This window comes from Fructilactobacillus frigidiflavus, from assembly GCF_044054575.1.
Lineage (GTDB): Bacteria > Bacillota > Bacilli > Lactobacillales > Lactobacillaceae > Fructilactobacillus > Fructilactobacillus frigidiflavus.
In genome coordinates, this window is the sequence record NZ_CP168716.1 from 23,524 (window position 1) to 49,255 (window position 25,732).

At 37.0% G+C, this 25,732-nt stretch carries 23 protein-coding genes and 1 tRNA gene; 8 read left to right on the top strand and 16 right to left on the bottom strand.

The window, feature by feature from the left end; genetic code table 11:
• Positions 1-18 precede the first annotated feature (18 nt).
• A complete protein-coding gene (locus ACEPSS_RS00225; protein ID WP_395319129.1) occupies positions 19-1,146 on the bottom strand; it encodes an AI-2E family transporter in 1,128 nt (375 codons plus the stop codon).
• A 5-nt stretch (positions 1,147-1,151) separates the two neighbouring features.
• On the bottom strand, positions 1,152-1,958 hold the full coding sequence (gene recX, locus ACEPSS_RS00230) for a recombination regulator RecX (RefSeq protein WP_395319130.1): 807 nt from the start codon (positions 1,956-1,958) through the stop codon (positions 1,152-1,154).
• A 79-nt stretch (positions 1,959-2,037) separates the two neighbouring features.
• Here recX and ACEPSS_RS00235 point away from each other — a divergent pair, with 79 nt between their 5' ends.
• Positions 2,038-2,484, top strand: a complete 447-nt coding sequence (locus ACEPSS_RS00235) for a flavodoxin (RefSeq protein ID WP_395319132.1) — start codon at positions 2,038-2,040, stop codon at positions 2,482-2,484.
• A 5-nt stretch (positions 2,485-2,489) separates the two neighbouring features.
• On the opposite strand, the gene ACEPSS_RS00240 is transcribed toward ACEPSS_RS00235, so the two are convergent.
• A complete protein-coding gene (locus ACEPSS_RS00240) occupies positions 2,490-3,365 on the bottom strand; it encodes a YihY/virulence factor BrkB family protein (protein WP_395319134.1) in 876 nt (291 codons plus the stop codon).
• 136 nt (positions 3,366-3,501) lie between these two features.
• On the opposite strand from ACEPSS_RS00240, the gene ACEPSS_RS00245 reads away from it, so the two are divergent.
• Positions 3,502-4,440, top strand: a complete 939-nt coding sequence (locus ACEPSS_RS00245; RefSeq protein WP_395319135.1) for a glycosyltransferase family 2 protein — start codon at positions 3,502-3,504, stop codon at positions 4,438-4,440.
• Positions 4,440-4,874, top strand: coding sequence for a GtrA family protein (locus ACEPSS_RS00250; protein WP_395319136.1), 435 nt, complete (start codon positions 4,440-4,442; stop codon positions 4,872-4,874). The genes ACEPSS_RS00245 and ACEPSS_RS00250 overlap by 1 nt, the downstream gene beginning before the upstream one ends.
• Before the next feature lie 495 nt (positions 4,875-5,369).
• On the opposite strand, the gene ACEPSS_RS00255 is transcribed toward ACEPSS_RS00250, so the two are convergent.
• From ACEPSS_RS00255 to ACEPSS_RS00280, 6 genes are all read right to left on the bottom strand, one after another.
• Positions 5,370-6,725, bottom strand: coding sequence for a gluconate:H+ symporter (locus ACEPSS_RS00255; protein ID WP_395319138.1), 1,356 nt, complete (start codon positions 6,723-6,725; stop codon positions 5,370-5,372).
• A gap of 142 nt (positions 6,726-6,867) precedes the next feature.
• Positions 6,868-6,940, bottom strand: a tRNA-Arg gene (locus tag ACEPSS_RS00260).
• 55 nt (positions 6,941-6,995) lie between these two features.
• Entirely contained in the window at positions 6,996-8,294 is a 1,299-nt protein-coding gene (locus ACEPSS_RS00265) for a DEAD/DEAH box helicase (RefSeq protein ID WP_395319140.1), read from the bottom strand.
• A 4-nt stretch (positions 8,295-8,298) separates the two neighbouring features.
• Complete coding sequence (locus ACEPSS_RS00270; protein WP_395319142.1) at positions 8,299-9,300, bottom strand: Gfo/Idh/MocA family protein; 1,002 nt, start codon at positions 9,298-9,300, stop codon at positions 8,299-8,301.
• Positions 9,293-10,090, bottom strand: coding sequence for a GH25 family lysozyme (locus tag ACEPSS_RS00275; RefSeq protein ID WP_395319144.1), 798 nt, complete (start codon positions 10,088-10,090; stop codon positions 9,293-9,295). Before ACEPSS_RS00275 ends, ACEPSS_RS00270 begins: the two co-directional genes overlap by 8 nt.
• A gap of 106 nt (positions 10,091-10,196) precedes the next feature.
• Positions 10,197-11,276, bottom strand: a complete 1,080-nt coding sequence (locus ACEPSS_RS00280) for an AEC family transporter (RefSeq protein WP_395319146.1) — start codon at positions 11,274-11,276, stop codon at positions 10,197-10,199.
• Between the two features lie 247 nt (positions 11,277-11,523).
• On the opposite strand from ACEPSS_RS00280, the gene gntK reads away from it, so the two are divergent.
• Together gntK and ACEPSS_RS00290 are read left to right on the top strand one after the other, a co-directional pair.
• Complete coding sequence (gntK, locus tag ACEPSS_RS00285; RefSeq protein WP_395319148.1) at positions 11,524-13,086, top strand: gluconokinase; 1,563 nt, start codon at positions 11,524-11,526, stop codon at positions 13,084-13,086.
• 107 nt (positions 13,087-13,193) lie between these two features.
• Positions 13,194-13,556 carry a hypothetical protein gene (locus ACEPSS_RS00290; RefSeq protein WP_395319150.1) on the top strand — a complete coding sequence of 121 codons (363 nt, stop codon included), beginning with the start codon at positions 13,194-13,196 and terminating at the stop codon, positions 13,554-13,556.
• A 75-nt stretch (positions 13,557-13,631) separates the two neighbouring features.
• Here the strand turns inward: ACEPSS_RS00290 and ACEPSS_RS00295 are convergent, their stop codons facing one another.
• The 3 genes from ACEPSS_RS00295 to ACEPSS_RS00305 form a co-directional block, all read right to left on the bottom strand.
• Positions 13,632-14,885 carry a hypothetical protein gene (locus ACEPSS_RS00295; RefSeq protein WP_395319152.1) on the bottom strand — a complete coding sequence of 418 codons (1,254 nt, stop codon included), beginning with the start codon at positions 14,883-14,885 and terminating at the stop codon, positions 13,632-13,634.
• A 36-nt stretch (positions 14,886-14,921) separates the two neighbouring features.
• Positions 14,922-16,208 (bottom strand): hypothetical protein, encoded by a 1,287-nt coding sequence (locus ACEPSS_RS00300; RefSeq protein WP_395319154.1) that lies wholly within the window; start codon positions 16,206-16,208, stop codon positions 14,922-14,924.
• Positions 16,209-16,271: 63 nt separating this feature from the next.
• Positions 16,272-18,914 (bottom strand): SEC10/PgrA surface exclusion domain-containing protein, encoded by a 2,643-nt coding sequence (locus ACEPSS_RS00305; RefSeq protein WP_395319156.1) that lies wholly within the window; start codon positions 18,912-18,914, stop codon positions 16,272-16,274.
• Between the two features lie 299 nt (positions 18,915-19,213).
• Here ACEPSS_RS00305 and ACEPSS_RS00310 point away from each other — a divergent pair, with 299 nt between their 5' ends.
• Positions 19,214-19,837: a recombinase family protein gene (locus ACEPSS_RS00310; RefSeq protein WP_395319158.1), complete on the top strand. Its 624-nt coding sequence runs from the start codon at positions 19,214-19,216 to the stop codon at positions 19,835-19,837.
• Positions 19,838-19,880: 43 nt separating this feature from the next.
• Here the strand turns inward: ACEPSS_RS00310 and ACEPSS_RS00315 are convergent, their stop codons facing one another.
• The 3 genes from ACEPSS_RS00315 to thrC are packed head-to-tail and all read right to left on the bottom strand — an operon-like array spanning position 19,881 to position 22,675.
• Complete coding sequence (locus tag ACEPSS_RS00315; protein WP_395320423.1) at positions 19,881-20,315, bottom strand: ACT domain-containing protein; 435 nt, start codon at positions 20,313-20,315, stop codon at positions 19,881-19,883.
• A 1-nt stretch (position 20,316) separates the two neighbouring features.
• On the bottom strand, positions 20,317-21,192 hold the full coding sequence (gene thrB, locus ACEPSS_RS00320) for a homoserine kinase (protein WP_395319160.1): 876 nt from the start codon (positions 21,190-21,192) through the stop codon (positions 20,317-20,319).
• A complete protein-coding gene (thrC, locus tag ACEPSS_RS00325; RefSeq protein ID WP_395319162.1) occupies positions 21,185-22,675 on the bottom strand; it encodes a threonine synthase in 1,491 nt (496 codons plus the stop codon). Before thrC ends, thrB begins: the two co-directional genes overlap by 8 nt.
• A 106-nt stretch (positions 22,676-22,781) precedes the next feature.
• On the opposite strand from thrC, the gene ACEPSS_RS00330 reads away from it, so the two are divergent.
• Both ACEPSS_RS00330 and ACEPSS_RS00335 read left to right on the top strand, forming a co-directional pair.
• Positions 22,782-23,957 (top strand): homoserine dehydrogenase, encoded by a 1,176-nt coding sequence (locus ACEPSS_RS00330; RefSeq protein WP_395319164.1) that lies wholly within the window; start codon positions 22,782-22,784, stop codon positions 23,955-23,957.
• On the top strand, positions 23,944-25,230 hold the full coding sequence (locus ACEPSS_RS00335; protein ID WP_395319166.1) for an aspartate kinase: 1,287 nt from the start codon (positions 23,944-23,946) through the stop codon (positions 25,228-25,230). Before ACEPSS_RS00330 ends, ACEPSS_RS00335 begins: the two co-directional genes overlap by 14 nt.
• Positions 25,231-25,306: 76 nt before the next feature.
• Here ACEPSS_RS00335 and arsC read toward each other — a convergent pair whose 3' ends face one another.
• Positions 25,307-25,732: an arsenate reductase (thioredoxin) gene (arsC, locus tag ACEPSS_RS00340; protein ID WP_395319168.1), complete on the bottom strand. Its 426-nt coding sequence runs from the start codon at positions 25,730-25,732 to the stop codon at positions 25,307-25,309.

Here is a 25,732-nt window from a genome sequence, read left to right on the forward strand (position 1 = left end):
CAGCGCCGGACCATTTTACTAATTAATTTCTGTTTTTTTATCATGTTGAATTAGCCAAAGATTGTAAACATATTCCACAATTACTTTTAAAATGGCGTAAATTGGAATAGCTAAAATCATCCCAATTAACCCGGCAATGTGCCCAGCGGCTAATAAGATAATGATGATGGTAAGCGGATGAATATTTAAAGATTTTCCAATGACGTTTGGATAAACTAGGTTTCCATCAACTTGTTGCACCACTAATACCACAATTATAGTCCAAAATGCCTGTTCGGGGCTAACGATAATTGCCACTAATAAAGCAGGAATAATCCCAATGTAAGGCCCAACGTAAGGCACTAAATTACAGAATCCCGCAAAAACCCCGAGAAGCAAGGCATACCGTTGTCCAATTAGTAAGTATCCAATGGACGTAAACGTTCCTACAAATAAACACTCAATTACTTGCCCACCAATGTAGTGAGAAAGGGTCTTGTTCATCTTTTTCAATAAAGTTTCTGATTGTTTTCGGTGTGATTCTGATAAAACGGGGAAGAGCTTTTCTACACTTGGTAAAAACTTATCGCCATCTTTTAACATGTAAAACAAAATAATTGGTGCAGTAATTAAAGTAATGATAACGTTTGTAGCAACTGAAATAATATTTCCTGCACTATTGCTGATGTTCTTTAACAAGCTTTTTAAATAGGAAGCATATGAATCCTGCATTTTTGAAACAACTGGATCCCAGTCAATGTGTTTTAACCAGCCATGCCGGGTCATTTTCGTTAACGAAGCTTCTTGATGCGCCGCAAATTTCGGCATGTTATTTGCTAAATTAGCAACTTGGGAAATCAAATGGGGAATTAATGAAGCAATTAGATAAACAATAATCAAAATTAGGGCAAGAAAAATGATCGTCGTTCCCCACGTCCGATTAATTCGTTTCGTTTTAGTAATTTTAACCTTCATTAATAATTCCAAAATCGGATTTAACATGTAATACAAAAATCCAGCAATCAGTAACGGCGCAAAAATCGTCGAGATGAAAATGCCAATTGGTGAAAAAATAAAACTAATTTTGGTACATAAAAAAATGATTCCGACCACTAACATTAATTCTAGGGTCCAAAACACTAACTTGGTTTCTTTCAGGTTCTTCAAATTCTCTAATCCCTCTCTACTTCAGTAACAAAATCATCAATCGCATCAAAATCAAAACCCTTTCGATATAAGGCTTGTTTTACTTTTTGTTTGCGCTTATACGGCTCTTCGGCCCGATACTTGTGCCACAGTTTTAATCCAGCTTGTTGTAATAATTCATTTTGCTCATCGACATCAATCTCTGCATCAATTTGACTAATCGCTTGGTCAATCACATCAAAGCTAAAGCCTTTTCGCATCAATGACAACTTGGTTTTCTCAATTCTTTTATTATATGGGTAGCGCTGCTGCTGGTCAAATAGCTTTTGGGCTAGGATTGTGGCATTTTCCTGTGCTTGTGCTTCGGGATAATGCTCAGCTACCGCATCTAAAATTAATGATTCCACAATTCCCTTTTGTTTAAGGTACCGTACTCCTGCTTGTGGTCCCTTCGTTTGGCCATCTGCAATCTGACGGACATAACTATTAGCATAATTGACATCATCAAGAAGTCTAATTTGCTTTAATTTTACAATCGTAGCGTCAATTGCAGCTTCATTTTCTGATAAAGTCTGCAGTTTCTCTCGGACTTCGTGTTCCGTCCGTTGTCGATAGGAAATAAAGTCAACGGCTTTCCCATATAATTTAGAAACGCTGTCAGCAGCTTTAATTTGTTCAATTAAATCGCCGGTTAATTTGCTACCTTTAAAAATTGCAAACTTAATTAAGACTTCTTCACTAATCGGAAACGCATATTCGTCATTTAGATAAATATTATAGCGTCCCGGTCGTTTCTGGGTTTCAACTTTGGTAACTTTGTAAGTTTTACTCATTGAATTTAACCTTTCTAAATTCACAATCAGTCCAACTTCTGCTATACTTACTTGATAAATAAGCAAAGGAAGTTCGAAAATGAAAGCACACGTCGTATACGCAACTATTACTGGTAACAATGAAGATATTGCTGATATCGTAACTGAAGGGCTCGAAGATCTCGGCATGGACGTTGAAGAAACCGAAATTTCGCAAACGGAAGCCGAAGAACTCAAGGACACTGATTTAATTGTCATCTGCCCTTACACTTATGATGAAGGCCATCTTCCAGAAGAAGGCATGGACTTTTTTGAAGATCTCGGTGATTTAGATTTAACCGGAAAAACTTTTGGAGTCGCTGGCTCAGGTGACGTTTTCTATGAAGAATTCTATAACCTAGCTGTTGATAAATTTGCGGAAAAATTATTAGCAACCGGGGCCACCAAAGGAGCTGACAACGTAAAAATCAACCTTGATCCGGATGAAAATGATATCAAAACGCTTGACCAGTTTTCCCAAAAACTGTTTGATGCCGTTAATAAATAAGACCCTTAGTGGTCTTTTTTATTTTCCTTTTTCTCAGTTTGGGACATTAAATATTCGTGGACACTTGCATTAATCACTGAACCAAATAGCAGCACCATTCCCGTTAAATAGAGCCAAATCATCACTACAATGAACGTTCCTAGCGTTTTATAAGCCGAAATGTTGCGGAAAAACTCACCCATGATTTTTGAGAATAACTGTGACAAGATTGATAAACCAATCAACGCAAATAAGGTTCCCCCTAGGGTATACTTCCATTTGGTTTTCAAACTAGGAACAAAGAAATAAATCATGCTCAAAATAACGACTAATAATGCGATGATGAACGGCATCCGAGCAGCTTCAACTAAACTTAAAACTTCTGGTGGCATGTTAACCACTTCGTTAACCAGTTCAATTAATGATTGCCCAAATCCGAGTAAAATCATCAGTACAAATAGGAAAACAACTAATAATAACATCCACAAAAAGGAAATAATTCGATTCATCAAGGCACTCTGGTCAAGTACGCCATAACAGCGATTAACCGCCCGTTGAAAGGCGGCCATCGCACTACTTGATGACCAAATTGCGATTATTAATCCAATCGATAAGTTGCTACCACCATGTCCCCCACTAAAAGCGGATTGCACAATTGGTTGCAACATCTGAAAAATTGAACCGGGCATCAGCATTTTCATCGAGTCAATCACATGCTCGGGATTGGCGTTTGCTAACTTAATCACTCCCCCAATTGAAATTAAAATGGGGAATAACGATAGTAAAGAATAATACGCAAAAACAATCGCAGAATCGGAAACGTTTCCCATCGAAAAATGTTTTAACAGAATTTTGGTAAATGGAACCACTTTATTTTTTAAAATTACTTTAGTTTTTTTCAAAATTTAACATTCCTTAATCTTTATTTGTTTCAATTATAACAGATTGAAATTAAGTTACTATTCAATCTAAATAATGATAAAATTAGGATTAGTTTTGCAAGTTGAATATTATTTTCAACTATAAGGAGGATCCACTTTGGAAACGATTAGCCTAGTTGTCCCTTGTTATAACGAACAAGAATCAATTACTTTATTCTATAATACTGTCGAAAAAGTTTTCGCAGAAATGAATAAAGCTGAACCACAGTATGTGCCCGACTACATTTTTATTAATGATGGTTCATCTGACAATACCTTAAAAATTTTAAATGAACTTCATGATGAACATCCTGAAACAGTTCACTTCATTTCTTTTTCGCGTAATTTTGGAAAAGAATCAGCCATTACGGCCGGCTTACGGACCGCTAATGGTGACTACATCGCTTTAATGGATGTTGATTTACAAGATCCACCTGAACTATTACCTAAAATGTTAAAAATTATTACGACCGAAGACTATGACTGCGTGGGTTGCATTCAAACTAGTCGAAAACAAAATCCAATTCGGGCCTTTCTCTCCGCTTCTTTTTATCATGTAATTGATCGGTTATCCGACGTTAAAATTCAACCAAATGTCCGTGATTACCGATTAATGACCCGCCAATATGTTGACGCCGTCAATGAATTAACGGAATACAATCGTTTTTCTAAAGGGATTTTTAGTTGGGTTGGCTTTAACACTAAATATATTAAATACCCGGGTCGTGAACGTGCAGCTGGAGAAACCCATTGGTCAATGATTCAACTATTAGAATATTCGATTGAAGGAATTATTGACTTCTCCGATGCACCCTTAAAAGTTGCTACCTGGGTCGGCGGAATTTCCTGTTTCTTTGCCGTGTTAGGCATTATTTTTACGGTTGTTCGTACTCTCTGCTTTGGTGATGCAGTCGCAGGTTGGCCTTCTCTAGTTTCAATCATGCTCTTAATTGGCGGAATCCAACTTTTCTGTTTGGGAATTTTAGGCAAATACATTGGTAAAATTTACTTAGAAACTAAGCATCGACCTCAATACATCATTAAGGAGCAAAAATAATGCGATCCTTAATTGATTTATACCAAAAACATCGTGATGTAATTCCCTATGCTTTTTGGGGCGTAGCAACTACCGTCGTTAACTTAGTGGTCTTCACCCTCTTGACGCAATTTACCAACCTTAATTATTCAATTACTTACGGAATTGCCTGGTTTATCTCAGTGCTCTTCGCTTTTTATACCAATAAATACTACGTTTTTCATACGAAACATTACTCAGCTAAGGAATTCTGGTATCAAATTTCCACGTTCTTTGCCGGAAGATTAGTAACCGGAATCCTTGGTTTAGGAATTTTAGCCTTTGGAGTCAGCATCTTAGGCTTCGATACCAAACTTGGTAAAAACATCTTTAATGTTATTCAAAATGTTGTCGTAGTTATTTTAAATTATTTCTGGGCCATTTTTATTTCATTTAAAGAAAAAAAAACTAAATAAGAATAAAGTCTCACCTTTAAAAGATATTCATGCGATTTCATCTTTTAAGGGTGAGACTTTTTTATAACATACGATTCATACAATCAGCTAACCACAGATTCAACCATTCACTCCATTGATAGGATTAAAACTAACATGGAAAATATCATCCAAACTTACCAGGGTAATTCATTTCCTTGTGCGTTACCCCAATCAATTTCATGATTACGTTTACCATCATCTTTCCAACCACTAAATAATTCATGAATATCAGTTGGTTCTTTAGTTGGTTCCATAATTTGCCCCCATTTCTAATAATATGTTAACAATATTAGATGCATCAATTAAAGGTTATAAAAACTATCAAAAACATCTTCCGAGTCAGTATCATACATTTCTTTAATGTAAGCTAAACCTTGTTTTTTTGTTATTATGACTATTCTACCAATTTTAAAAATAAGAGCTAAGTCTGCGATTATTTTCGCATCGACTTAACTCTTATTTATTTTTAAGTATTTAAACAAACATATTCAAAATTAGCACGACAATCAGACCCGTCACTGAGATCACGGTTTCTAGCACCGTCCAAATTCCTAAAGTTTCTTTAACTGACAAGTCAAAGTATTCTTTAAACATCCAGAATCCAGCGTCATTAACGTGAGATGCTGCTAATGATCCTGCCCCAATGGCTAATGCCATCATGACTGGGCTAACGCTAAGTGATGACATTAATGGCATTACTAATCCAGCGGCAGTCATTCCGGCAACGGTTGCGGAACCAAGCGAAACTCGAAGAATTACGGCTACTAACCAACCTAAAATGATTGGTGACAATGATGAGTGCATCATCATTCCCTTTACGGCTTCTCCAACTCCACCAACAATCAAGACTTGTTTGAAAGCTCCACCACCAGCAATTACTAGTAAAAGCATGGCAATTGACTTGACGGCATCAGAAATACTACTTGAAATATCTTTCATGGTTTTCCCACGATGGAATCCCATTGACCAAATGGCAAATACCAAAGCAATCACCATCGCAATCACTGGATTACCCAGCATGGAAGCCACTGCATCAAAACCATGGGGCTTCGCAATTTCTTTACCCCCATGTTCAACTAATTGATAGATGGTATTCAAAGCCATAAAAATGGCAGGAAGTAATGACGTAAAGGCTGCTAAAGCAAAGCTAGGCGTATCCTTCAAATCATATTGCTTAACTTCCCCAAAGGCTGGCAAACTTTTCTTTACCACAAATGCATTCGGGAAAAATTTCCGACTAATTTTAGTATAAATTGGTCCGGCCACAATCACACAGGGAATCGCCACGATAATCCCAAACAAAAGCACTTGACCGATGTTGGCACCCAAAGCTGTAGCAACAGCAGTTGGAGCTGGTTGAGGAGGCAAGAATCCTTGTGTCGCTGACAAAGCAGCAGCCATCGGAATTCCTAAATAAAGGAAAGGAACATCTGCTTCAAGTGCAACGGCAAAGACGATTGGCGTTAACAATACTAAACCAACTTCGAAGAATAATGACATTCCAATAATAAATGACGCAATGACAATGGCCAATTGTAATCGTTTCTTACCAAACTTATCAATCAAAGTTTTGGCAATTCGATATGATCCACCCGAGTCAGAAACTAACCGACCAATCATGGCTCCAAACCCAAAGACGATAACTAACTCGCCTAAGGTATTTCCAATCCCCGTTTTAATGGCAGTTGCAATACTAGCCGGGTTCATTCCGAGCCCTAAAGCAACTAGAATCGCCGTCACAATCAAGGCGACGAAGGTATTTAATTTTAACTTAATGATTAGGAAAAGGAGCAACGCAATCCCTAAAATCAAAACAACAAATGGCATCATTTGTGTTTCCTCTTTTCTTTTTTCCAAAATTTAATGTTCGTTACAAAGTAAATTGTATGCGTTTTCATAAAGGAATACAATACCTTTGTGCAAAAATATACAAACAAAAAAAGCAACTCACATTTGTGAATTGCTTTTAAAATGACCCCACTCAGGTTCGAACTGAGATCGATCGCTTAGGAGGCGACTGCCCTATCCAATTGTGCTATGGGGCCACTATCGACTTTCCTATTTTCTCACGATTAGGGTCATCCGTAAAGAATGGCTCATTTATTTTTTATGATAACCCTTATTTTTTTGGTTTCGTTTTCGGTTCTTTTTGCGGGGTTTTTTGGGTACTTCGACCTCAGCTTGCACTTTACGTACTCTTGCTTTCTTAATTGAAGGTTTAGTTCCTTTAACTTCAGGAACTACCTTTTTCTTGGCATTTTCTGCTTTTAATTTTTCCACTTCTGCTTCATCAATTTCATCGACTAACTTACCCCGGAAGTAATAAAGTGGTTTCAAATCATATTCTTCATCTCGTAATAATTTCTTCAAATCACGAAGATCATGATCATCACCAAAGTTAATCACTAACCCTGGTTCCCCCATTCGGCCGGTTCTTCCCACCCGATGAATATAAGTATTAGCTTCTTTGGGCAAGTCAAAATTAACCACAGCCGGAAGTTTAGGAATGTCTAAACCACGAGCCGCTACATCGGTCGTTAAAAGTAGTTTAGTGGTTCCCTTTCTGAAGTTTCGTAAGGCTTTTTCCCGGGCCATTTTATTTTCGTCACCACTTAATTTTTCTACGGGCGCATAACCTTGGTGTTTAAAGTAGTTGAAGGCGCGGTTTAATTCAGTTTGCTGGTTAAAGAACACCAGTGCCTTAAAGTTCGTCAATTTAGTAAAACGATTTAAAACGTCATTTCGTTTTCCCCGCGAAACCTCGAATTGACCATGCTTAACCACTCCCCGACTCTGATCTAAATCACGCACATCAATGATTCGAGCGGGTTTCCCCATTACATCTTCTAAGTTATACAATACATCACTATCAGTGGCTGAGAAGTAAGCAACTTGGGCATCCCGCTGAACCGCTGCCACAATTTGCCGTGCTTTTTCTAATGAATCATCTTGGAGCAAGTCATCCGCTTCATCAATCACGACCGTCTCGACGTGATCAACTTTTAATTTACGTTCGTCTAATAAACTTAAAATTCGACCAGGAGTTCCAACCACAATTTCGGGACGTTTCTTCAACTGTTCGTGTTGACGCTTAACGTTAGCTCCCCCAATTAAAGGTAAAATTTTAACGTTAAAGGGACCAGCCCAGTCCCGAATAATATTGGTAACTTGCATGGCTAATTCTTGCGAGGGTTCCACAATTAAAGCTTGCGTCCCTTGACCAGCCATGATGTTGGCTAAAATGGGCATTAAAAAGGCCACGGTTTTCCCTGATCCAGTTGGTGATAAACCAACAATGTCTTCGCCTCCGTCAATCATGGGTTGATAAACGGCTTTTTGAATCTCAGTTTGTGCTTGATAACCTAATTTTTCAAAACGTTTTGCAAATTCTTCTAACAAGTTATTACTCCTTAAATTTATCGGGATAGTGAATTCCAGCAGAAATTGCTAGATTATTCAATGTTTCGTTTACGTGTTGCATTAATTGCAACCAGCTGTGATATTGCGCCTGAATTTCAGCATCATCAGGATGATTAAGGACCATCGCAAAATCAGTCATTTCTGGAATCATCGGATTTTCAACGTACTTAGGACTTAGCACCGTCGTTTCAGTTGGCGTAACTAATTTTGCCTCCGTAAACTCTCCACCATTATCAATGGAAATAATCTGACGACAAGCGTAAATCTCAGAGGTATGCTGGGAACTCGAAATTTTACTAAAGTTTAAAGTAACATCGTAATCAGGATATTGTAAAATGGCGGTTCCTTTACCATCCGCACCGGTTGAAATCATTGTGGGATAGTACATTTGTTTCAATGGTAACCCAAATAAAGCAATCGCATCATAAAGCGGATAAATGCCTAAGTCAGCTAAGGCGCCCCCTGCAAATTGAAAATTAAACACGTTGGGCGTTTCCCCCGCTAAGACTAAATCATAGCGTGACGAATATTGACTAAACACAAAGTCAGCTCCGGCTAAATGTTCAGCTTGAGCTAAGGCAGTTTGCACGGCTTTAAAAGCGGGCATATGCACATTCCGGGCTGCTTCAAAAAGTCGAACCTGAGGATGAAGTTGGAGTTCATCTAAAACCCGTTGCATTTGGCGAGGATTCATCAACGCTGGCTTTTCCACAATGACATTTTTATCATGCTGAATCGCTAATAAAACTTGTTCAAAATGAAACACATTTGGTGAAGCAATGTAGGCAGTATCAAACTGATCCGATTGCATAAAATCTGCTAATGAACAATAAACCGATGCGCAGTGATTCTGCTCAGCAAAAGCTTGTCCAGTTGCTTCATGCCGGGAATAAACCGCAGCCAATTCATATTCACCAGTTGCTGTAGCAGCTTCCACCATGCGTTGGGTAATCCAATTGGTCCCAATCGTTCCTAATTTAATCATTTTCGTTACTCTTTTCTAATTCATCACTTTTGAGTTGCTTTAAATACTGTTCCCATTTTACCTTATTTCCGTTAAAAGCTGATACTTGGTACTCACTAATTTTACCATTGTTATCAATTTGATTAGCTTTGCTTAAGTTAACAAACGTAACCTGATCTGACTGGTCATTTCCGGCTAAAGCAAATTGCACATGGGGTAAATTTTTTAAAATTTGGTAGTTTCGCTGATTCGTTTTCAATAAAATAGGACGATGATACTTCCGATATAAAAAGGAAGTCAACTCGCGGACGTTTGCTAACAACTGCTGGGGTTTAACCGTTTGCGTATTATAATTACCATAGTAACTAATCCGGATTTCAATCGGTAAATCACCAATGTTGTTGCCAACTGCTTCACTAAAGTTTTTTTCTTGGTCTTTAACCGAACTGCCAAAGCCAAATTGATGATAAACGCCAATTTTCAATCCCGAACCAATGCTTCTTGAATAGTTGTCATTAAAATTATCATCAACAAAACTCGCTCCTTGCGTAGCCCGCAGATAAGCATATTTCATTCCATTTTGATTGGCTTCGGTAAAATCGACATAAGAGTCGTCTTGGTTAATGATTAAACCACGAACGGGATATTCCGTTAATACTTGTTGCTGGTGTTGGGCCTTTTTTTCGATGTGGTTAAAAATCAAGAAACCAATCAGCAAAATGAGGATGGCAAAGCAACCAAGAATCATGTACTTTTGCGTGCGATTTTGGCGTTGCTGTTGCTGATAAAGTGTTCGATTTAATTTTCTCATGCTTCGCTCCCTTACCATGACAGCTTTTCCAAACAAAAAAGGCCAAACTAATTATTCGCTAAGCGTCTAATTGCTTTGAACCTTCTTATTTTAACATGTTTAATTCTTAGCTGATAATTCCTGTATCGTGTAAAATTTGTAAAAGAGCAATCCAGAGTGGCATCGTTACTACTGCAATCACCGTCGAAATAAATGAAGCACTAGAAGTCAGTAAAGCATAGCGATTAAAGTTAATCGCATAGGCGGAAACTACCGCCGCCGTTGGAGTTGCCATCATAATTACCATGGTTGCTACTGCCGTAAAACTGAGAGGTAAAATACCTAAAGTCGACATGAAGACCGTCCCTACTAAGGTAAACAAAGGCACTAAAACAACCTTATTAAAACCGTAGTACCAGACAATTTTACTGGAAGTGGCTTGCTTAAACGAAAGTGAGCCCAATGTACATCCAATTGATAACCATGCCAATGGTGAAGCTAGTTCTGCTAAATAATGAATCGGCGTCCACAACCATAAAGCTGTCTGATCAATCCGAAAGAACGCTACGGAATGAAGCCCCGCAGCTGGAACAAGCGTCCCTTTTACAAAGGTAGGCACGCGCACTTGCGGTACATAGGGTTGCACTAGCCACATAAATAAGCCTAAAAAAGTCGACAGAATAATCGGATTAAACAGCATTTTTTTCAGATTATCCAGCTTCATTTTAACGCCCGACATTTTAATGTACGCATATGAATAAATAAAAATATGGTACCCTAGGTTAAAAATTGAACTATAAATAATTCCCTTCGTGCCTAAAACGGCGCCCACAATTGGAATACCAAAGAAAGTCGTTGAACCAAAGGTCGTCAAAATTCCTAAAACCGTTCTTTCATCTTGGTTAACTTGCGGATAGAAATGTGGTGCAACCACGATCAAAATAATAATCACCAAGAATCCCCAAATCAAAACACTCAAACTTTCTAAAAGTACTTTATCATCAATGTTGGTCATAAAAGCATTAAAATTCAAAGCCGGTAACGCGACCACTAAAGCGACTTTTGCTAACGTTTTCCCAAATTTTTCGGAAAAGATGTCCTTTTTGCGTAAATAAAATCCCAGTAAAATAATAAAAATGGTTGACGTAATCGCACTGACGATGCTGTAGTTCGTCAGGGTCTTCGTGAACGCTGCCGTGATGTTCATTGCCCCACCTCCGTAAATGGTCTGATTTAAAAAAGCTAATTTTTCTTAGATTAATTAGATTTCGCCCAATTTACAATGTTTAATGATGCATTTACTCACATCAGTGCTAAATTACTTGTCTGTAACCTAGATTTAAGATGTGCTTGCTTGAATTGTCTTGGCCACTCCAATATAATGTAAGCGTTACAAAAACTTTAAATTAAGACTTTTAAATTTTAAGCACAACTTAAATAAGGGGAATATTATTATGGAATACGTAATTGGGGTTGATATTGGTACTACCAGTGTCAAAACAGTTTTGTATGATAACGGCGGTAACGTTAAAGGCTATTCCAATGACCTTTATCCACTTTATCAAGATACAGCTGATATGGCTGAAGAAGATCCAGAAGAAATTTTTAGTGCCATGATTGAAGGTTTAAATCACGTTTTGGAAAAAGCTGATTTAGAACATGGCAGTTTAAAGGGAATTTCTTATTCATGTGCGATGCATAGTGTGATTTGTTTAGATGAAAACTATAAACCCCTCACTCGTGCCATTACTTGGGCCGATAATCGGGCTGTGAAATACGCTGATGAGTTAAAAGAAAGCGGCGTTGGCATGGAACTTTACAAAAAAACGGGAGTTCCAACTCACCCCATGACCCCATTAACGAAAATTATGTGGTTACGCAACGAAAAACCTGACATTTACCAAAAGACGCGTTACTTTGTTGGGATTAAAGAATACATTAACTACAAATTATTTGGTGAATTAAAAGAAGATTATTCAATTGCAAACGCAACCGGATTATTTAATATCTTTACCATGGATTGGGACGACCAAGCCTTAGAAGTTGCTGGAGTAACCCGTGATCAACTTCCCGAACTAGTTGATACTACTTACCAATTTAGAGGAATGGTGGATCACTACGCTAATATGATTGGGATTGATAAAGAAACTCCTTTTATCATCGGAGCTTCTGATGGTCCGTTAGCTAACTTAGGTGTAGATGCCATTCAACCTGGCGTCGTGGCCGTTACGATTGGTACTTCTGGTGCAGTCCGAGTTGTAACTGATAAACCAACGATTGATCCCAAAGGACGAGTTTTCTGTTACTACCTTTCTGAAAACATGTGGGTCGTAGGTGGACCAGTTAATAATGGTGGAATTGTCTTCCGCTGGGTTCGTGATCAACTTTGTTTGCCAGAAAAAGTTACGGCCGAACAAATGCATCTCGATGCCTATGATTTGTTAACGCAAATTGCTGCTGCCGTACCTGCTGGATCAGACGGATTAATCTTCCTACCTTTCTTAGGTGGTGAACGGGCTCCCATCTGGGATGCGGATGCACGTGGAACCTTCTTTGGTTTAACTAGACAGCACACACGAGCTAACATGATTCGGGCTGCCCTTGAAGGAATTGTTTATAACTTATACACGGTTATGCTAGCCCTTGAAGAAGTCGTTGGTGAACCGAAAAAGATTCAAGCAACCGGTGGATTTGCTCGTTCAGCCCTTTGGCGGCAAATGTTAGCGGATGTCTTTGAACAAGACGTTAACATTCCTGAAAGTTTTGAAGGTACTGCTTTAGGTGCTGCTACGTTAGGAATGTACAGTTTAGGGATGATTAAGAGCTTGTACGACGTTAGCAAGTTTGTTGGTGTTACTAACACGCACAAACCAAATCCTAAAAACTACGAAGCTTATCGTGAATTAATTCCAATTTACATTCGGTTGAGTCGTTACCTTAAACCCGAATACAAAAACATTGCCACTTACCAACGTAAGCACGCTAATGACGTTTCACAAGATATCAAAAAAGACTAAATAAAAAGGATTCCAGTGCTGCTGGAATCCTTTTTCGTTGTATCTAACTCATAATGCGGTTACGATAAAGATGAATATATTAAATGTCAGAACAGGAGAAACAAATTATGAATAATGAACTAATTAAAGAAGTTAACGAATACAATCGTCACATTGGTAACGATAATTTAGCCGGCATGAAAAAGGTTTTTGAATATAACAAACAACTAGATTTATTCTGGAAGTTAGCTAATTTAATCGACCTTTATGATTTAAACACCATTCAACTAAACGTGGAAAAAGAAGTTGCTGATCGAAAAGAAACTAACAAAGCGTTAGTTGATTTAAACACAAAACTAAGCGCAATGTTAGATGACGAATTTGATTTCGTTAAAATCACTGGTGATGTTACTGAATTAGATAGTTCAGCAAAAGTCTCAGTTCCAGAATTAGATACTTTGGATCAATTTACCAAGGCGTTGAATAAATAAAAAATTTTTCAAGCAAAGCCAAATAAGCCATACTTTATGAAAATAACTCATAAGGTATGGCTTATTTATTAACAATTATTTATCATTAAATCTTTTTAATAAATTACTATCGTAGTTATTTATTCCATCTTTTTGCTTAAATGAATCAATAGTTGCGCCGATAACAGCTCCGTTATATTTACTTAATATATACGTCATTGTTTGCGCATTTACTGCGTTCTTTACATTTTTACCAGCATCAGAAACACTATTAGAAATTTGTTTACCTTGCTTATTAACTTCTTTAGTATTTTGTTGAATACTACCATTTATAATTGTTGCTGCACCATTTATCGCATTAGTATTTTCAGATAATAATGATCCAAGCGTAGCTGTTTGATAAGTAATTCGTTCTGTATTAACATCGATTGAATTAATAATTTTTAAGGACTGACTTAAAACAGTATTGGTATTCTTTTCAATTTCTGCAGATACATCTTTCAATCTAGAATTAATAGTATTATTTAAAGAATTAATACTATCAACCACTTCATTTGATTTTTCTTCTGATCTTACTAGTTGTGCCACGGTTTTCCAATCACTTGCTGCACCATCTAAAACAATCATTAGCGCATGCTTCAATCTGCCACTATTTTCGAATCTAAATGATTCAGGGAATACTGAAAGAGGATATTCGTTGTTATCTAATTTTTCTTTAAACTTATTTTTAAAATCTTCTATCTGTGTTTCTTGTTTATATATCATAACTTCATATGAATCAACTTGATCTTTATACCTATTTACATCTTTATTACTTTCATTAATTTCTTGTTTTAAATTTGGCAATTCAGCAACTTCGTTTACTAAATCATCTCTTTCGTCAATTTTTTTCTTCAATTTCTTGTTTCCAGATTTGTATGCATCATAGGCAGCATTCAAAAGAATTAAAATTGCGATTACCAATATAGCAGGTAATATTAACTCCTTAAAAAAGAAAAATACAATTAGCGCTACTGGTATCGATACAAACCAAAATATACCCGTAAAGGCAATGACACCAACTACCCCTGCTAGAAGTGTTCTTCCAAATTGTAAATAATCAAATTCCGCTTTACTAGGTGCCTTTGTACCATTTAATTGTTTAAGTTTATCTTCTAACAGTCTATATTGTGTCTTTAATACTCTATTATGACTTTTCGAAGCATTATAAAATCCCTTTTTATTTTCTAATGCTTTTTTTAAGTTGTTTAAATTATAATTCAAAACAGCTAGTGATGAGTCATAAAAATCTTGACATTCAATTGCAGATACGATGGTATCTTTTAAAGTTAGTTGTGGATTTTCTGCCATAATCTATTCTCCAATACATAAAAATCAATTTATAATTTATCTATCAACTGTGTAAGCGTGGGGAGCATCAAAATCGTTTGTAGGTACATCCTTTATAGATATTTTAGAACCATCACCAATGGGTACAACATAATGCTCAACACCACTTATATCTCTAAAATACCATCCACCGTCACCATAAGGCTTTTCGTCCCCATAGTACTTCTCATAATCTGATGTAGTAGGAGATCCATTAGCACTTAGCTCATAATCTACTGCCTCTTTAAAAGTTAAAGGTGAATAATTTGTATCTTTATTACTATCATCTGACAAATTAGGTTTTCCAATTTGATTTTTATTAATTTTCGTTGAAATTTCCTTGCTGTTTGGACTACTAGTCAAAATTTGTACATCTATACTATCATCAGATTTTTCTAAAGAACCTTTATATACAACTGCCACTACTTTTTGATTTTTTCCATCAACATTATAATTGGTAACCCAATAATTACCAGAAGAAACTGAATAATTTTGACTAACTGGTTTATCTGTATCGTCAATTGCTCCCAAATGATAAGTTCCATTAGAATTCTTTGATACATCTAAAATAATTGACTTTCCATCTGCCGTTTTTATTTTATTAGGAGATATAACAAGACCTTTTTCATTACCGTCGTACCAAGTTCCTAAAAATTGACTTGGAACTTTACCATCATTATTTTTCCCCTTAGAACTATCATTACCACTTTTTAATTTATCTAAATCTTTAATTGGTAATTGTGTCGGGCTAACATTTTCACCTAATTCAAAGGAATAGTTTTTAGCTGTTTCTTTATTTGTCCAAACAAATATTTGCCCACTTTCAAAACTTGCTAGAACAGTTTGTTTTTTTCCATCAATCGTCATTTTTGCAAGCCAAAATGACATTGTTCCACCATCTTTTTTCCAATATACAGAATTATTTTTATCATTACCATCACTCATTAAACTACCCTTCCAAAAATACTGCATACCTTCTTTGGAATAAACATCTAGTGGCATTGGTTTTGAATTCTTAGTTAAAGTGTACTTAAATTTATTATTTGAATCTGTATTAAGATTTGGTATTTCAAAACTGTCCCCTGTTACTTTAAATTTCTGATCTTTTTGATACCAAGTTCCAATATATTCATTTGGAATAACATTTTTACTTTGTTTTGTACTCTTAGTGCTCTTACTTATTTTATTTTCTTTTACATTTGAACTACTATTTTTTGATGAATGATTAATTGTGAAAAACCATCCTAATCCCAATAAAACAATTAAAATTACAATCAAAATACTTAAAATATATTTCTTTTTCATGAAAAATTTACCCCATTTATTATAAAAAAACTTAGCATCTGCTAAGCTTTTTTATTCATTAATTTAGTTACGTTTTTTATTTAAGTTTCCTAATCCAAACATTGAAATAATTGCTACTATTACCATTCCAATCATTGACAATAAACTACTACCTGATTGACCTGTTTGTGGTAATTCATTTGATTTATTAGTTGATTGATTTCTGTCTAATCTGCTACCCACTTTCGGTTTAGAACTTTCAACTTGAGCTTGGTTATTATTTGTAATATGAGAATCTACACTTACATTATTTACAGAAGAATTAGTTTCAGATTTTGAAGTATCTACACTATTGTTACTATTAGCTGGGGTTGCTGGTGCTACTGGTTGTGCTGGAGTTTCTCCACCCTTGTTATCATCAGCTGGGGTTGTTGGTGTTACTGGTTGTGCTGGGGTTTCTCCACCCTTGTTATTGTCAGCTGGTGTTGCTGGTGCTACTGGTTGCGCTGGAGTTGCACCACCCTTGTTATTGTCAGCTGGTGTTGCTGGTGCTACTGGTTGCGCTGGAGTTGCACCACCCTTGTTATTGTCAGCTGGTGTTGCTGGAGCTACTGGTTGCGCTGGAGTTGCACCACCCTTGTTATTGTCAGCTGGTGTTGCTGGTGCTACTGGTTGGGCTGGTGTTTCTCCACCCTTGTTATTGTCAGCTGGTGTTGCTGGAGCTACTGGTTGTGCTGGAATTGCACCACCCTTGTTATCGTCAGCTGGTGTTGCTGGAGCTACTGGTTGTGCTGGAATTGCACCACCCTTGTTATCATCAGATGGGGTTGATGGTGTTACTGGTTGTGCTGGTGTTTCTCCACCCTTGTTATCATCAGCTGGCGTTGTTGGTGTTACTGGTTGTGCTGGAGTTACGTCACCTTTGTTATCATCAGCTGGCGTTGTTGGTGTTACTGGTTGCACTGGGGTTAAACCACCCTTGTTATCGTCAGCTGGTGTTGCTGGAGCTACTGGTTGTACTGGTGTTACGCCACCTTTATCACCATTATCTGGTAAAACTGGTGTAGCTTGGCTCAACTTAGCAATTTCAGCTTTTTTACTATCAATATCATTTTGGAGTGTTACATTAGCAGATTTATAATCGTTAATTTGACCGTTTAAAGTAGCAATTTTGTTATTAATTGAAGCTACATTATTGTCATAATCTGTTTGAGCTTGGGCTAATTGTTTAGCTTTATTACTATCATGGTTTTTAATAGTTGATTGTGCATCATCATAAGCTCTTTGATCATCAGAACTTAATTGTGACTTATCAAAATGTACATTAGCTTTTTTATAATTTAAAGCATCTAATTCTTTAAATAAATCAGTTGCATGTTTATCATTATTACTTAATGTTTGTTTTAAATCTACTAATTGTCTTCTTAGTTCTCCAATTTTTGCTGAATTATTTGGTCCTTGAACCGGACCCATAGCTTCATATTTATTAATAACATCAAGCATATTATCTTTTCCAGCACTGGTATTACCATAATCAAATGTTAAAGAGTACCAATTATCTTTAAACTGATGAAATCCAAAAGCTGCATCCGGTGCCCATTCAACTCCAGTATTACCTAAGAAGTTTTGACGATGTCCTACATCACCGTTAAGCATTGAATTAACAGAACCCATTGCTTCATAGTAAATATCAAACATATTTGTTTTATTCCCATGAAAGCTAGCTAGATTTTCGTATTGTTCACTTCCAAAATCTTTATTCATATCAGCTTTATCATGATCTAAGCTGGCAGCAGAACGCTGAGCAGCTCTGATTTGAGCTTGATTAAATTTCTCTTGGCTCATTGTAAATGGTAATAGGCCTAAATCTTGTCTAGTATTATTAATTGCATTTAAAAGTAAAATTGCTAACTCTTGTTTTTGATTATCTGTTAACCCTTTATTTGGATCAACTAAGTCATCTTTAAGCCAATTTTCAAATTGAGGATCACTTTCCCGAAAACCAACCCATGCAGGATGAGTTGTATAGTTATCAGCATCAGGTTCTGGATCAATCTCGAAAGTGTTATTTATAATTGAAGCACTTCCATTTTTAAGTAGTCCATCTTGAGCTGTATTTTGTAATAAACTATTTGTCTTATTAATATTTACTGTTTTATCAGTCTTATCAACACCGACACTCACTACATTAAGATTATCTGGGGAAGTTGACAAATTAGTTATCTGTGAATTAGTATCATCAATTTGTTTTTGAAGATTCTCATCAGTTTGAACTGTATTATTATAATCACTTATATCGCTTTTAATTTGGGCTTGGATTTGTGCTTGACCATTAGCAATCCCCTTTTTTTGCAAATCACTAATTTTTTGTTGAGCATCATTATTAGCTTTATCAGCATCATGATTAATCGTTGATTGTGTATTGCTTAGATTGGTTTGAGCTGTTTGTTGGTCTTGCTTAGCTTGTGTTAAGCTTTGGTTCACTTGATCAATTTTTGTATTATTATCATTAATTTTTGATTGGTCTAAGGCAATATCTTTGTTATCTTGGTCAATTTGACTTTGATTTGGATTTACTTGAGTAGTTTCAGTAGCTTGATTTGCATCAGCTGAAACACTCATATTATTTAAAGCAACTCCACTAGTTAAAAAGGTAGTTGCAGTAATAGCCATAAAAATCCATTTTTTACCGGCTTTAAACATTTTGTAATGAACTTTATTTTCCATTATGTAATACTCCTATATTTTTAAATTATGTAATTAGGGTTTACCCGAATTACACTACATTTATATTGTAAATGTTACAGTAAAATACAGTTTTTAGCAATTAAAAGTTAAAATAATGTTAAATATTTGTGAAATGGATGAAATTTTATTTATTAAATGTCCTAAATAAATTGTGTTTTTCAGGTAAACCCTAATTACACAAAACAACCTCCATAATCCTTTTGTATTTAAAGAATTATGGAGGTTGTTTTAGTTCAATTAATTTTAGTATACTTATTACTTGTGTAAAATTAATTAAGATGGAGAAAATTATGCGAGTTGGATATGCTAGAGTTAGTTCTGCAAGCCAAAATTTAGAGAGGCAAATCACTGCTTTAAAAGATGACGGTTGCGACATGATTTATCAAGAAAAAATCTCAGGGAAAGACTTAAAACGTCCACAATTAACCAAGCTTTTAGAAAATATTTCCCAAAAAGATGAGGTTGTCGTGTTAGATTTGGACAGATTAGGGAGAAACAATCGTGACATTACCCATGTTATGAATCTAATTCGTGATAAAGGAGCAACATTTCGCGTTTTATCTCTCCCCTCGTTTGACGGCGTCTCTGACACTAATTTAAAAGCACTTTTAAATAATTTGATAATTGAAATTTATAAATATCAAGCAGAGGCTGAACGAAAAAAGATTCGGGAAAGACAACGTCAAGGGATTGAAATAGCTAAACTAAATGGTATTTATAAAGGTAGTCGCAGTAAATATTCTTTAAAATCAAATAACCCAAAGGGAAAACTAATTGCTGAACAAATGGTAAATATGTTTAAGACTGGCATAGGTGATAGCGAAATTGCTAGAACACTAAAAATTAGTCGAAAAACTGTTTATACTAAACGAAAAATATTTTCCTTAGAGCATACAATTTAAACCTAAAAAGAACCGTGAACTCACCATTCACGGTTCTTTTGCTTTATTCAATTGAAACTAAACTAACTTTGCTAGTTCCGTTGACTGACTTAATTTCATTCAATAATTCATCAATGGTAATTTCCATCGTACTCAAATCTAAGGAAATTACGACACTGGCAACCTTATGAATCGGAATATTTTGGTTAATTGTCAAAATACTGGCTTTGCTATCCGCAAACTTCTTCAACACTGATGATAAAATTCCGCGTTGATCATCGAGCATTAAGGAAATGACGGCTTTTCGGTTCCAGTTCGCTTCGTCTGTTTCATAAACTAAATCTTTATACTTATAAAAACTTCCGCGACTAATACCAACTTTTTTGACTGCTTCACTGATATTTTTGATTTTGCCACTATCTAATAATTGGCGTGCTTCAATCACCTTACTGAACGTATCTGGTAACAATGATTGATCAACAATATAATATTTATCTATTTTAAAGCACCTCGATTTTCACACCTTGTTTTTCCACTTCAACGGGCTCAACTCGCCAAGTTGGAAGATGTTCTTTAATTTGGTTAATCATTAAGTTTTGCTTTTCCGCACTGTCAGTAATTCCCATTAAAGTTGAACCACTGCCACTGATGTACATCGTACCATTTATTTTATCACAAATATTTTTGACATCGGCGTAATTTTGAATTAATTTTTGGCGATATGGTTCTTGCATGTGGTCTTGCAATGCCACTTTAAGTTGGCCTAAATTACCATCCGCTAACGCTTTTACTAACAACAAACTATGACTAACTTGATACGTCACATCCGCATAACTCAATGATTTCGGCAAAATTTCTCGAGCGGCTTTGGTCGATAATTCAAAGTCAGGAATCATCGCGACCAAGCGGTAATCCGCATGAATCGGATACTTAATTAATTCGATTTCATCATTTTGCACAAAAGCCATACATAATCCACCAAAAATAGCGGGCGCGACATTATCTGGATGCCCTTCCATTTCGTTGGCTAGTTTTAGTAAATCGTCATGATCAATTGGAATACCAAACCAGCCATAAGCCGCTGCTAAACCACCGACGATACAAGTCGCCGAACTGCCTAAGCCTCGTGACAACGGAATCTCACTGTCAATCTTAATTGCCACTGCGGGAACTGGTTTACCTAATGCTTGGCAGCCCTTGCTAAAGGCCTGATAAACTAAATTATTTTCGTTTTGTAATTCCACCGGACAACCCGTAATTTGCAACTCGTTACTCTCGCTAAATGTAAAAGTCGCGTATAAATCAACGGCCATCCCCATACAATCGTAACCGACGGCCAAGTTGGCACTCGTTGCGGGAACTTGAACCTTAATCATGACCAAATACCTCATTTACCTTTTGATAAACGAAATCAGCCATGCTAGCGGGTTGAATTATCGGCGCCGTGACTGGTTGTTTTTCCCAAATTGCTCGTAATGGTGCTGGAACGGGAACGCCAGTGTAGTCATTGATTTTGGCAGTGGTTAATTGAACATCCGCTTTGTGTTCCCCAAATAATGCATCGGCAACGGCATCCACAAACTTATAGGGACTAGCCGTACTTAATAAAATCATTGGCACATCGGGATTTTCACTTTGCACTTCGCGCATCACTTTGTAACCGGACGCAGTATGCGGATCCATCAAATAGTGGTACTTGTCATAAACCATTTGAATTGAATCTTCAATATCACGATCTGAACTGTAGCCACACGCAAATTCTTCTAGCAACCGGTCACGTAACTGATTGCTAACGCGATATTTTCCGGTGGCTTCTAATTCTTCCATTAATTGTTTAATGTAGTTTGAATTCTGACCACTCATGTAATAGAGCAACCGTTCAAAGTTGCTAGAAACTTGAATGTCCATACTAGGAGCAATGGTCTTAAAGAACGGACGATTCCGGTCATAAATTCCAGTGGCAAAAAAGTCAGCGAGCACGTTGTTTTCGTTACATGCCACCACTAATTTTTCGACGGGAAGACCAAGTTGTTTGGCATAGTAGCCAGCCAAAATGTCACCAAAGTTCCCCGTTGGAACCGTAAAACTAACTTTATCGCCCAGTTTAATCGTCCCATTTGCCAACAACTGTTGATAAGCACTAAAATAGTACACAACTTGAGGAATTAAACGGCCAATGTTAATCGAATTAGCACTCGATAAAATCGTGTCATTACCTAGCTTAGCTTGTAATTCGGCATCATTGAAAATCTTTTTCACGTTGGTTTGGGCATCGTCAAAGTTTCCTTCAATTGCGGCCACATTGGTATTCTCACCGTTGGTTGTCAACATTTGTTGTTCTTGCACGGCACTCACCCCGCCATCAGGGAAAAAGACGGTAATTCCCATTTGGGAGTGGTCTTTAAACCCATCTAACGCAGCAGTTCCGGTATCCCCACTCGTAGCGGCTAAAATCATCACTTGTTGTTGCGCTTGTACCGAACGCCCCATTAGTTGAGGTAACATTTGTAAGCCGACGTCTTTAAAGGCGCTGGTTGGTCCATGAAATAATTCTAAAACATGAAAATCATCGACCGCTTTAAGGGGCGTGACTGCTTCAGTTGAAAACGTATCAGCATACGTATTTTTAATCGATTCGTCAATTTCAGTTTCAGAAAAATCAGGTAATAATAAGGTAAGTACTCGTTTTGCGATGCCTTGGTAATCCAAATCTTTTAAATCAGAAAGTTCGAATTCTAAAGTAGGTAAAGTTGGTAACACAAAAAGTCCCTTATCATCCGCAAAACCTTTGACAATTGCTTCTTTGGCACTAATTTTCACTTGATTATTTCGGGTACTGGTATAATACTCGTCTGTCATTATCTGACCTCCGTCGCTTGCTTTTTTGTTTATTACATGATAATCTGTTTTCAAATAAAATACAAGTGTATACCTTTGTAAAACACAAAATTAGGAGTAATTTACTATGAAAATCGCCATTTTAGGTTTAGGAACAGTTGGTTCAGGAGTCGATCAAATCATCGCAGCTGGTCAAACTGGTTTTACCCAAGCCCTCGAAGTTAGCAAAATTTTTGTTCGCCCCAGCAAAGTTGACTTAGATCCCCGCATGACGGCCAACTATGATGACATTCTCAATGATTCGTCAATTGAATTAGTCGTGGAAACTTTAGGTGGGTTAGAACCTTCTCATGACATGATTGTCCAAGCTCTAAAGCATGGTAAAAACGTGGTTACCGCTAATAAAGCGGTCGTGGCTCGTCACATTCAAGAATTTACCCAACTCGCTAAAGCAAATCACGTTAAATTTTACTTTGAATCAGCCGTTGGTGGTGGAATTCCCTGGATTATTAATTTAGAACGAACTTTACGCATTGATGAAATCGATTCAATTCATGGAATTTTCAACGGAACTAGTAACTTTATTTTGGATCAAATGACCAAAACCGGTGCTTCTTTTGAAAGTATCTTAAAGGAAGCTCAGGATTTAGGCTATGCCGAAGCTGATCCAAGTGCCGATATTGATGGCTATGACATTGAAAATAAATTATGTATTAGCGTAGACATTGCCTACGATACGGTCGTGGAACCGGGTGACGAATTGCTTAAATTTGGGATTCGGAACGTCACGGCCGCCGATATTGCCTACTTTAAAGCACATGGCTGGGTCGTTAAATTATTGGGTCGGAGCTTCCGTAAAAACAATCGTTTTAGTTTTGTGATTGAACCTACTTTATTTGCTCCTGGTCAAATTGAAGCCGGTGTGCATGATAATTATAACTATGTCGGTTTACGGGGCACCACGATTGGTAAATTGACGTTTAACGGGCAAGGAGCAGGAATGTTCCCAACGGCCCACGCACTCGTCCAAGATATTATTGACGTGGCGATTGACCAAGTTCATTTACCTCGAGAATTTAACCAAACGCTTCAGTTGGATAATGCTACTAAAAGTCGAGATTACATTGTCCGGACGCCAGTTGATTTAGCAAAATTACTACCTGATTATCAAGTAACCCAGGATGGCGACTACTGGTTAGTTAAAAACATTAATACCGCTGTCATGCATCAAACTGTGGCTCAGTTAGACGGGAAACCCTTCTTAGCTTGCATTAACGGAGGCTCCCGGAATGAAAGTCGCTAAATTTGGTGGAAGCTCGATGGCGGATGCCCAGCAATTTCAAAAAGTGAAACAGATTATTTTAAGTGACTCCGACCGAAAAGCTGTGGTCGTGAGTGCAATGGGAAAAGGTCCACACAATCCCGTTAAATTGACCGATCAATTAATTGGACTTACTCAGGTAACGGATGAGGCAGATTATCAGGCTAAGTTTACGGAAATTAACCAACGGATTGTGACGATTGCGGACGAATTAAAGCTTGCAGTAAATGTTGAGCAGTTATTAACGCCCCTCCAATCGTTTAACAATCATCTTAGTGAAGCCGAACTGGTTTCTCGCGGAGAATTCATCACGGCCACCCTTCTCAGTGCTTATTTAGGCTGGCCCATGCTTGATGCAGCAGACTTTGTGACGATTTCAGCTGAAGACATTGATTATCAAGCTTCCGCAGCTAAACTAAATCAATTACGTAAAAACGTTGATCACTTTATCGTCCCCGGCTTCTACGGAGTAAATGCACAAGGAAAAATCACCCTCTTGCAACGTGGGGGCGGTGATACGTCTGGTGCGTTGGTCGCGAACTTAGTTGATGCAGATACCTATGAAAACTGGACGGATACCTCAGGAATTCTCCAAGTTGATCCCCGGATCATTGAACATCCGCGTCAAATTCAAGAGCTATCCTTTGATGAATTACAGGAGTTGGCCTACTTAGGCGTGCAAGTTTTTAATTCCGAAGCCGTACAACCCGTCAAAATGAAAGGGATTCCGATTCAAATTAAAAACACTAATCAACCGCAAGCTCAAGGAACTCGGGTCGTACTAAAACGTCAGCATCCAGCCGAAATTACAGGGGTAGCGGGTAAAAAGAATCAAACGGTCATTACTTTAAAACAGTACCAATTGAACCAAAACCTTTTAGAAATTGCCGGCTTGTTAGAAAAACTAAAACAACAGCCCTTTCACTTTGATTATTATCAATCCGGGACTGACCAAATTAACCTTGTCTTGAATGACATTGATACTACGCAACTCTGTGAAGTCGTCGCAATGATTCAGGCCGAAATCAAGCTTAATTTAGAAATTCAAGTTCAATCCCAAGTGGCTTTGGTGGCCATCGTGAGTGATGCCTTAAAATCACATCCCGCGATGACGGGAAAATTCATTGCCGATTTAGATGAAAGTGAAATTAAGGTCAATTCGGTTTTTCAAGCTACAAATGATATTAAAGTCGTCTTTGGTGTCGATAATCAGGATTACCAACGAACGATTGCAGAATTGTATAAACAAGCATAGAAAAACGGACTCGCATTAACTTGCGAACCCGTTTTTTGGTATGATTAACCTAAATATTTCTTAAAAAACAATTTTATTACTTTTGATTATCATCTAATTCCAAAGATAAGTTATTAACTAATCGTTCGATTTCATCACGAATGTTTCTAAAAGTTTCTATAATTTCTTTTTCATCCCCCACTGCTTGAGCAGGATCATTTAATGGCCAGTGAATCCTTTTAACATTTGCTGGTGTCATTGGACATTTATCCTTTGCATCGCCACATAAAGTAACAACCATATCGCAACTATTCAGATAATCATTATTAATTAAATCTGAGTGGTTTTCGCTAATATCAATCCCTGCTTCTTCCATTACTTTAATCGCAAGCGGGTTTACCCCATGAGTTTCAATCCCAGCACTTCGGATTTCCCAATCTTCGGAGAAGTATTTTTTTGCAAATCCTTCTGCCATTTGGCTTCGACATGAATTTCCAGTACAAAGAAAATAAATTTTTTTCAT

What these genes read in the sequence shown, in the direction of transcription:
- recX (WP_395319130.1), bottom strand. Translation starts at nt 1,958, where the DNA reads ATGAGTAAAACTTACAAAGTTACCAAAGTTGAAACCCAGAAACGACCG.
- ACEPSS_RS00235 (WP_395319132.1), top strand. Translation starts at nt 2,038, where the DNA reads ATGAAAGCACACGTCGTATACGCAACTATTACTGGTAACAATGAAGAT.
- ACEPSS_RS00250 (WP_395319136.1), top strand. Translation starts at nt 4,440, where the DNA reads ATGCGATCCTTAATTGATTTATACCAAAAACATCGTGATGTAATTCCC.
- ACEPSS_RS00255 (WP_395319138.1), bottom strand. Translation starts at nt 6,725, where the DNA reads ATGATGCCATTTGTTGTTTTGATTTTAGGGATTGCGTTGCTCCTTTTC.
- ACEPSS_RS00270 (WP_395319142.1), bottom strand. Translation starts at nt 9,300, where the DNA reads ATGATTAAATTAGGAACGATTGGGACCAATTGGATTACCCAACGCATG.
- ACEPSS_RS00275 (WP_395319144.1), bottom strand. Translation starts at nt 10,090, where the DNA reads ATGAGAAAATTAAATCGAACACTTTATCAGCAACAGCAACGCCAAAAT.
- ACEPSS_RS00280 (WP_395319146.1), bottom strand. Translation starts at nt 11,276, where the DNA reads ATGAACATCACGGCAGCGTTCACGAAGACCCTGACGAACTACAGCATC.
- gntK (WP_395319148.1), top strand. Translation starts at nt 11,524, where the DNA reads ATGGAATACGTAATTGGGGTTGATATTGGTACTACCAGTGTCAAAACA.
- ACEPSS_RS00290 (WP_395319150.1), top strand. Translation starts at nt 13,194, where the DNA reads ATGAATAATGAACTAATTAAAGAAGTTAACGAATACAATCGTCACATT.
- ACEPSS_RS00295 (WP_395319152.1), bottom strand. Translation starts at nt 14,885, where the DNA reads ATGGCAGAAAATCCACAACTAACTTTAAAAGATACCATCGTATCTGCA.
- ACEPSS_RS00300 (WP_395319154.1), bottom strand. Translation starts at nt 16,208, where the DNA reads ATGAAAAAGAAATATATTTTAAGTATTTTGATTGTAATTTTAATTGTT.
- ACEPSS_RS00305 (WP_395319156.1), bottom strand. Translation starts at nt 18,914, where the DNA reads ATGGAAAATAAAGTTCATTACAAAATGTTTAAAGCCGGTAAAAAATGG.
- ACEPSS_RS00310 (WP_395319158.1), top strand. Translation starts at nt 19,214, where the DNA reads ATGGAGAAAATTATGCGAGTTGGATATGCTAGAGTTAGTTCTGCAAGC.
- thrB (WP_395319160.1), bottom strand. Translation starts at nt 21,192, where the DNA reads ATGATTAAGGTTCAAGTTCCCGCAACGAGTGCCAACTTGGCCGTCGGT.
- thrC (WP_395319162.1), bottom strand. Translation starts at nt 22,675, where the DNA reads ATGACAGACGAGTATTATACCAGTACCCGAAATAATCAAGTGAAAATT.
- ACEPSS_RS00330 (WP_395319164.1), top strand. Translation starts at nt 22,782, where the DNA reads ATGAAAATCGCCATTTTAGGTTTAGGAACAGTTGGTTCAGGAGTCGAT.
- ACEPSS_RS00335 (WP_395319166.1), top strand. Translation starts at nt 23,944, where the DNA reads ATGAAAGTCGCTAAATTTGGTGGAAGCTCGATGGCGGATGCCCAGCAA.
- arsC (WP_395319168.1), bottom strand. Translation starts at nt 25,732, where the DNA reads ATGAAAAAAATTTATTTTCTTTGTACTGGAAATTCATGTCGAAGCCAA.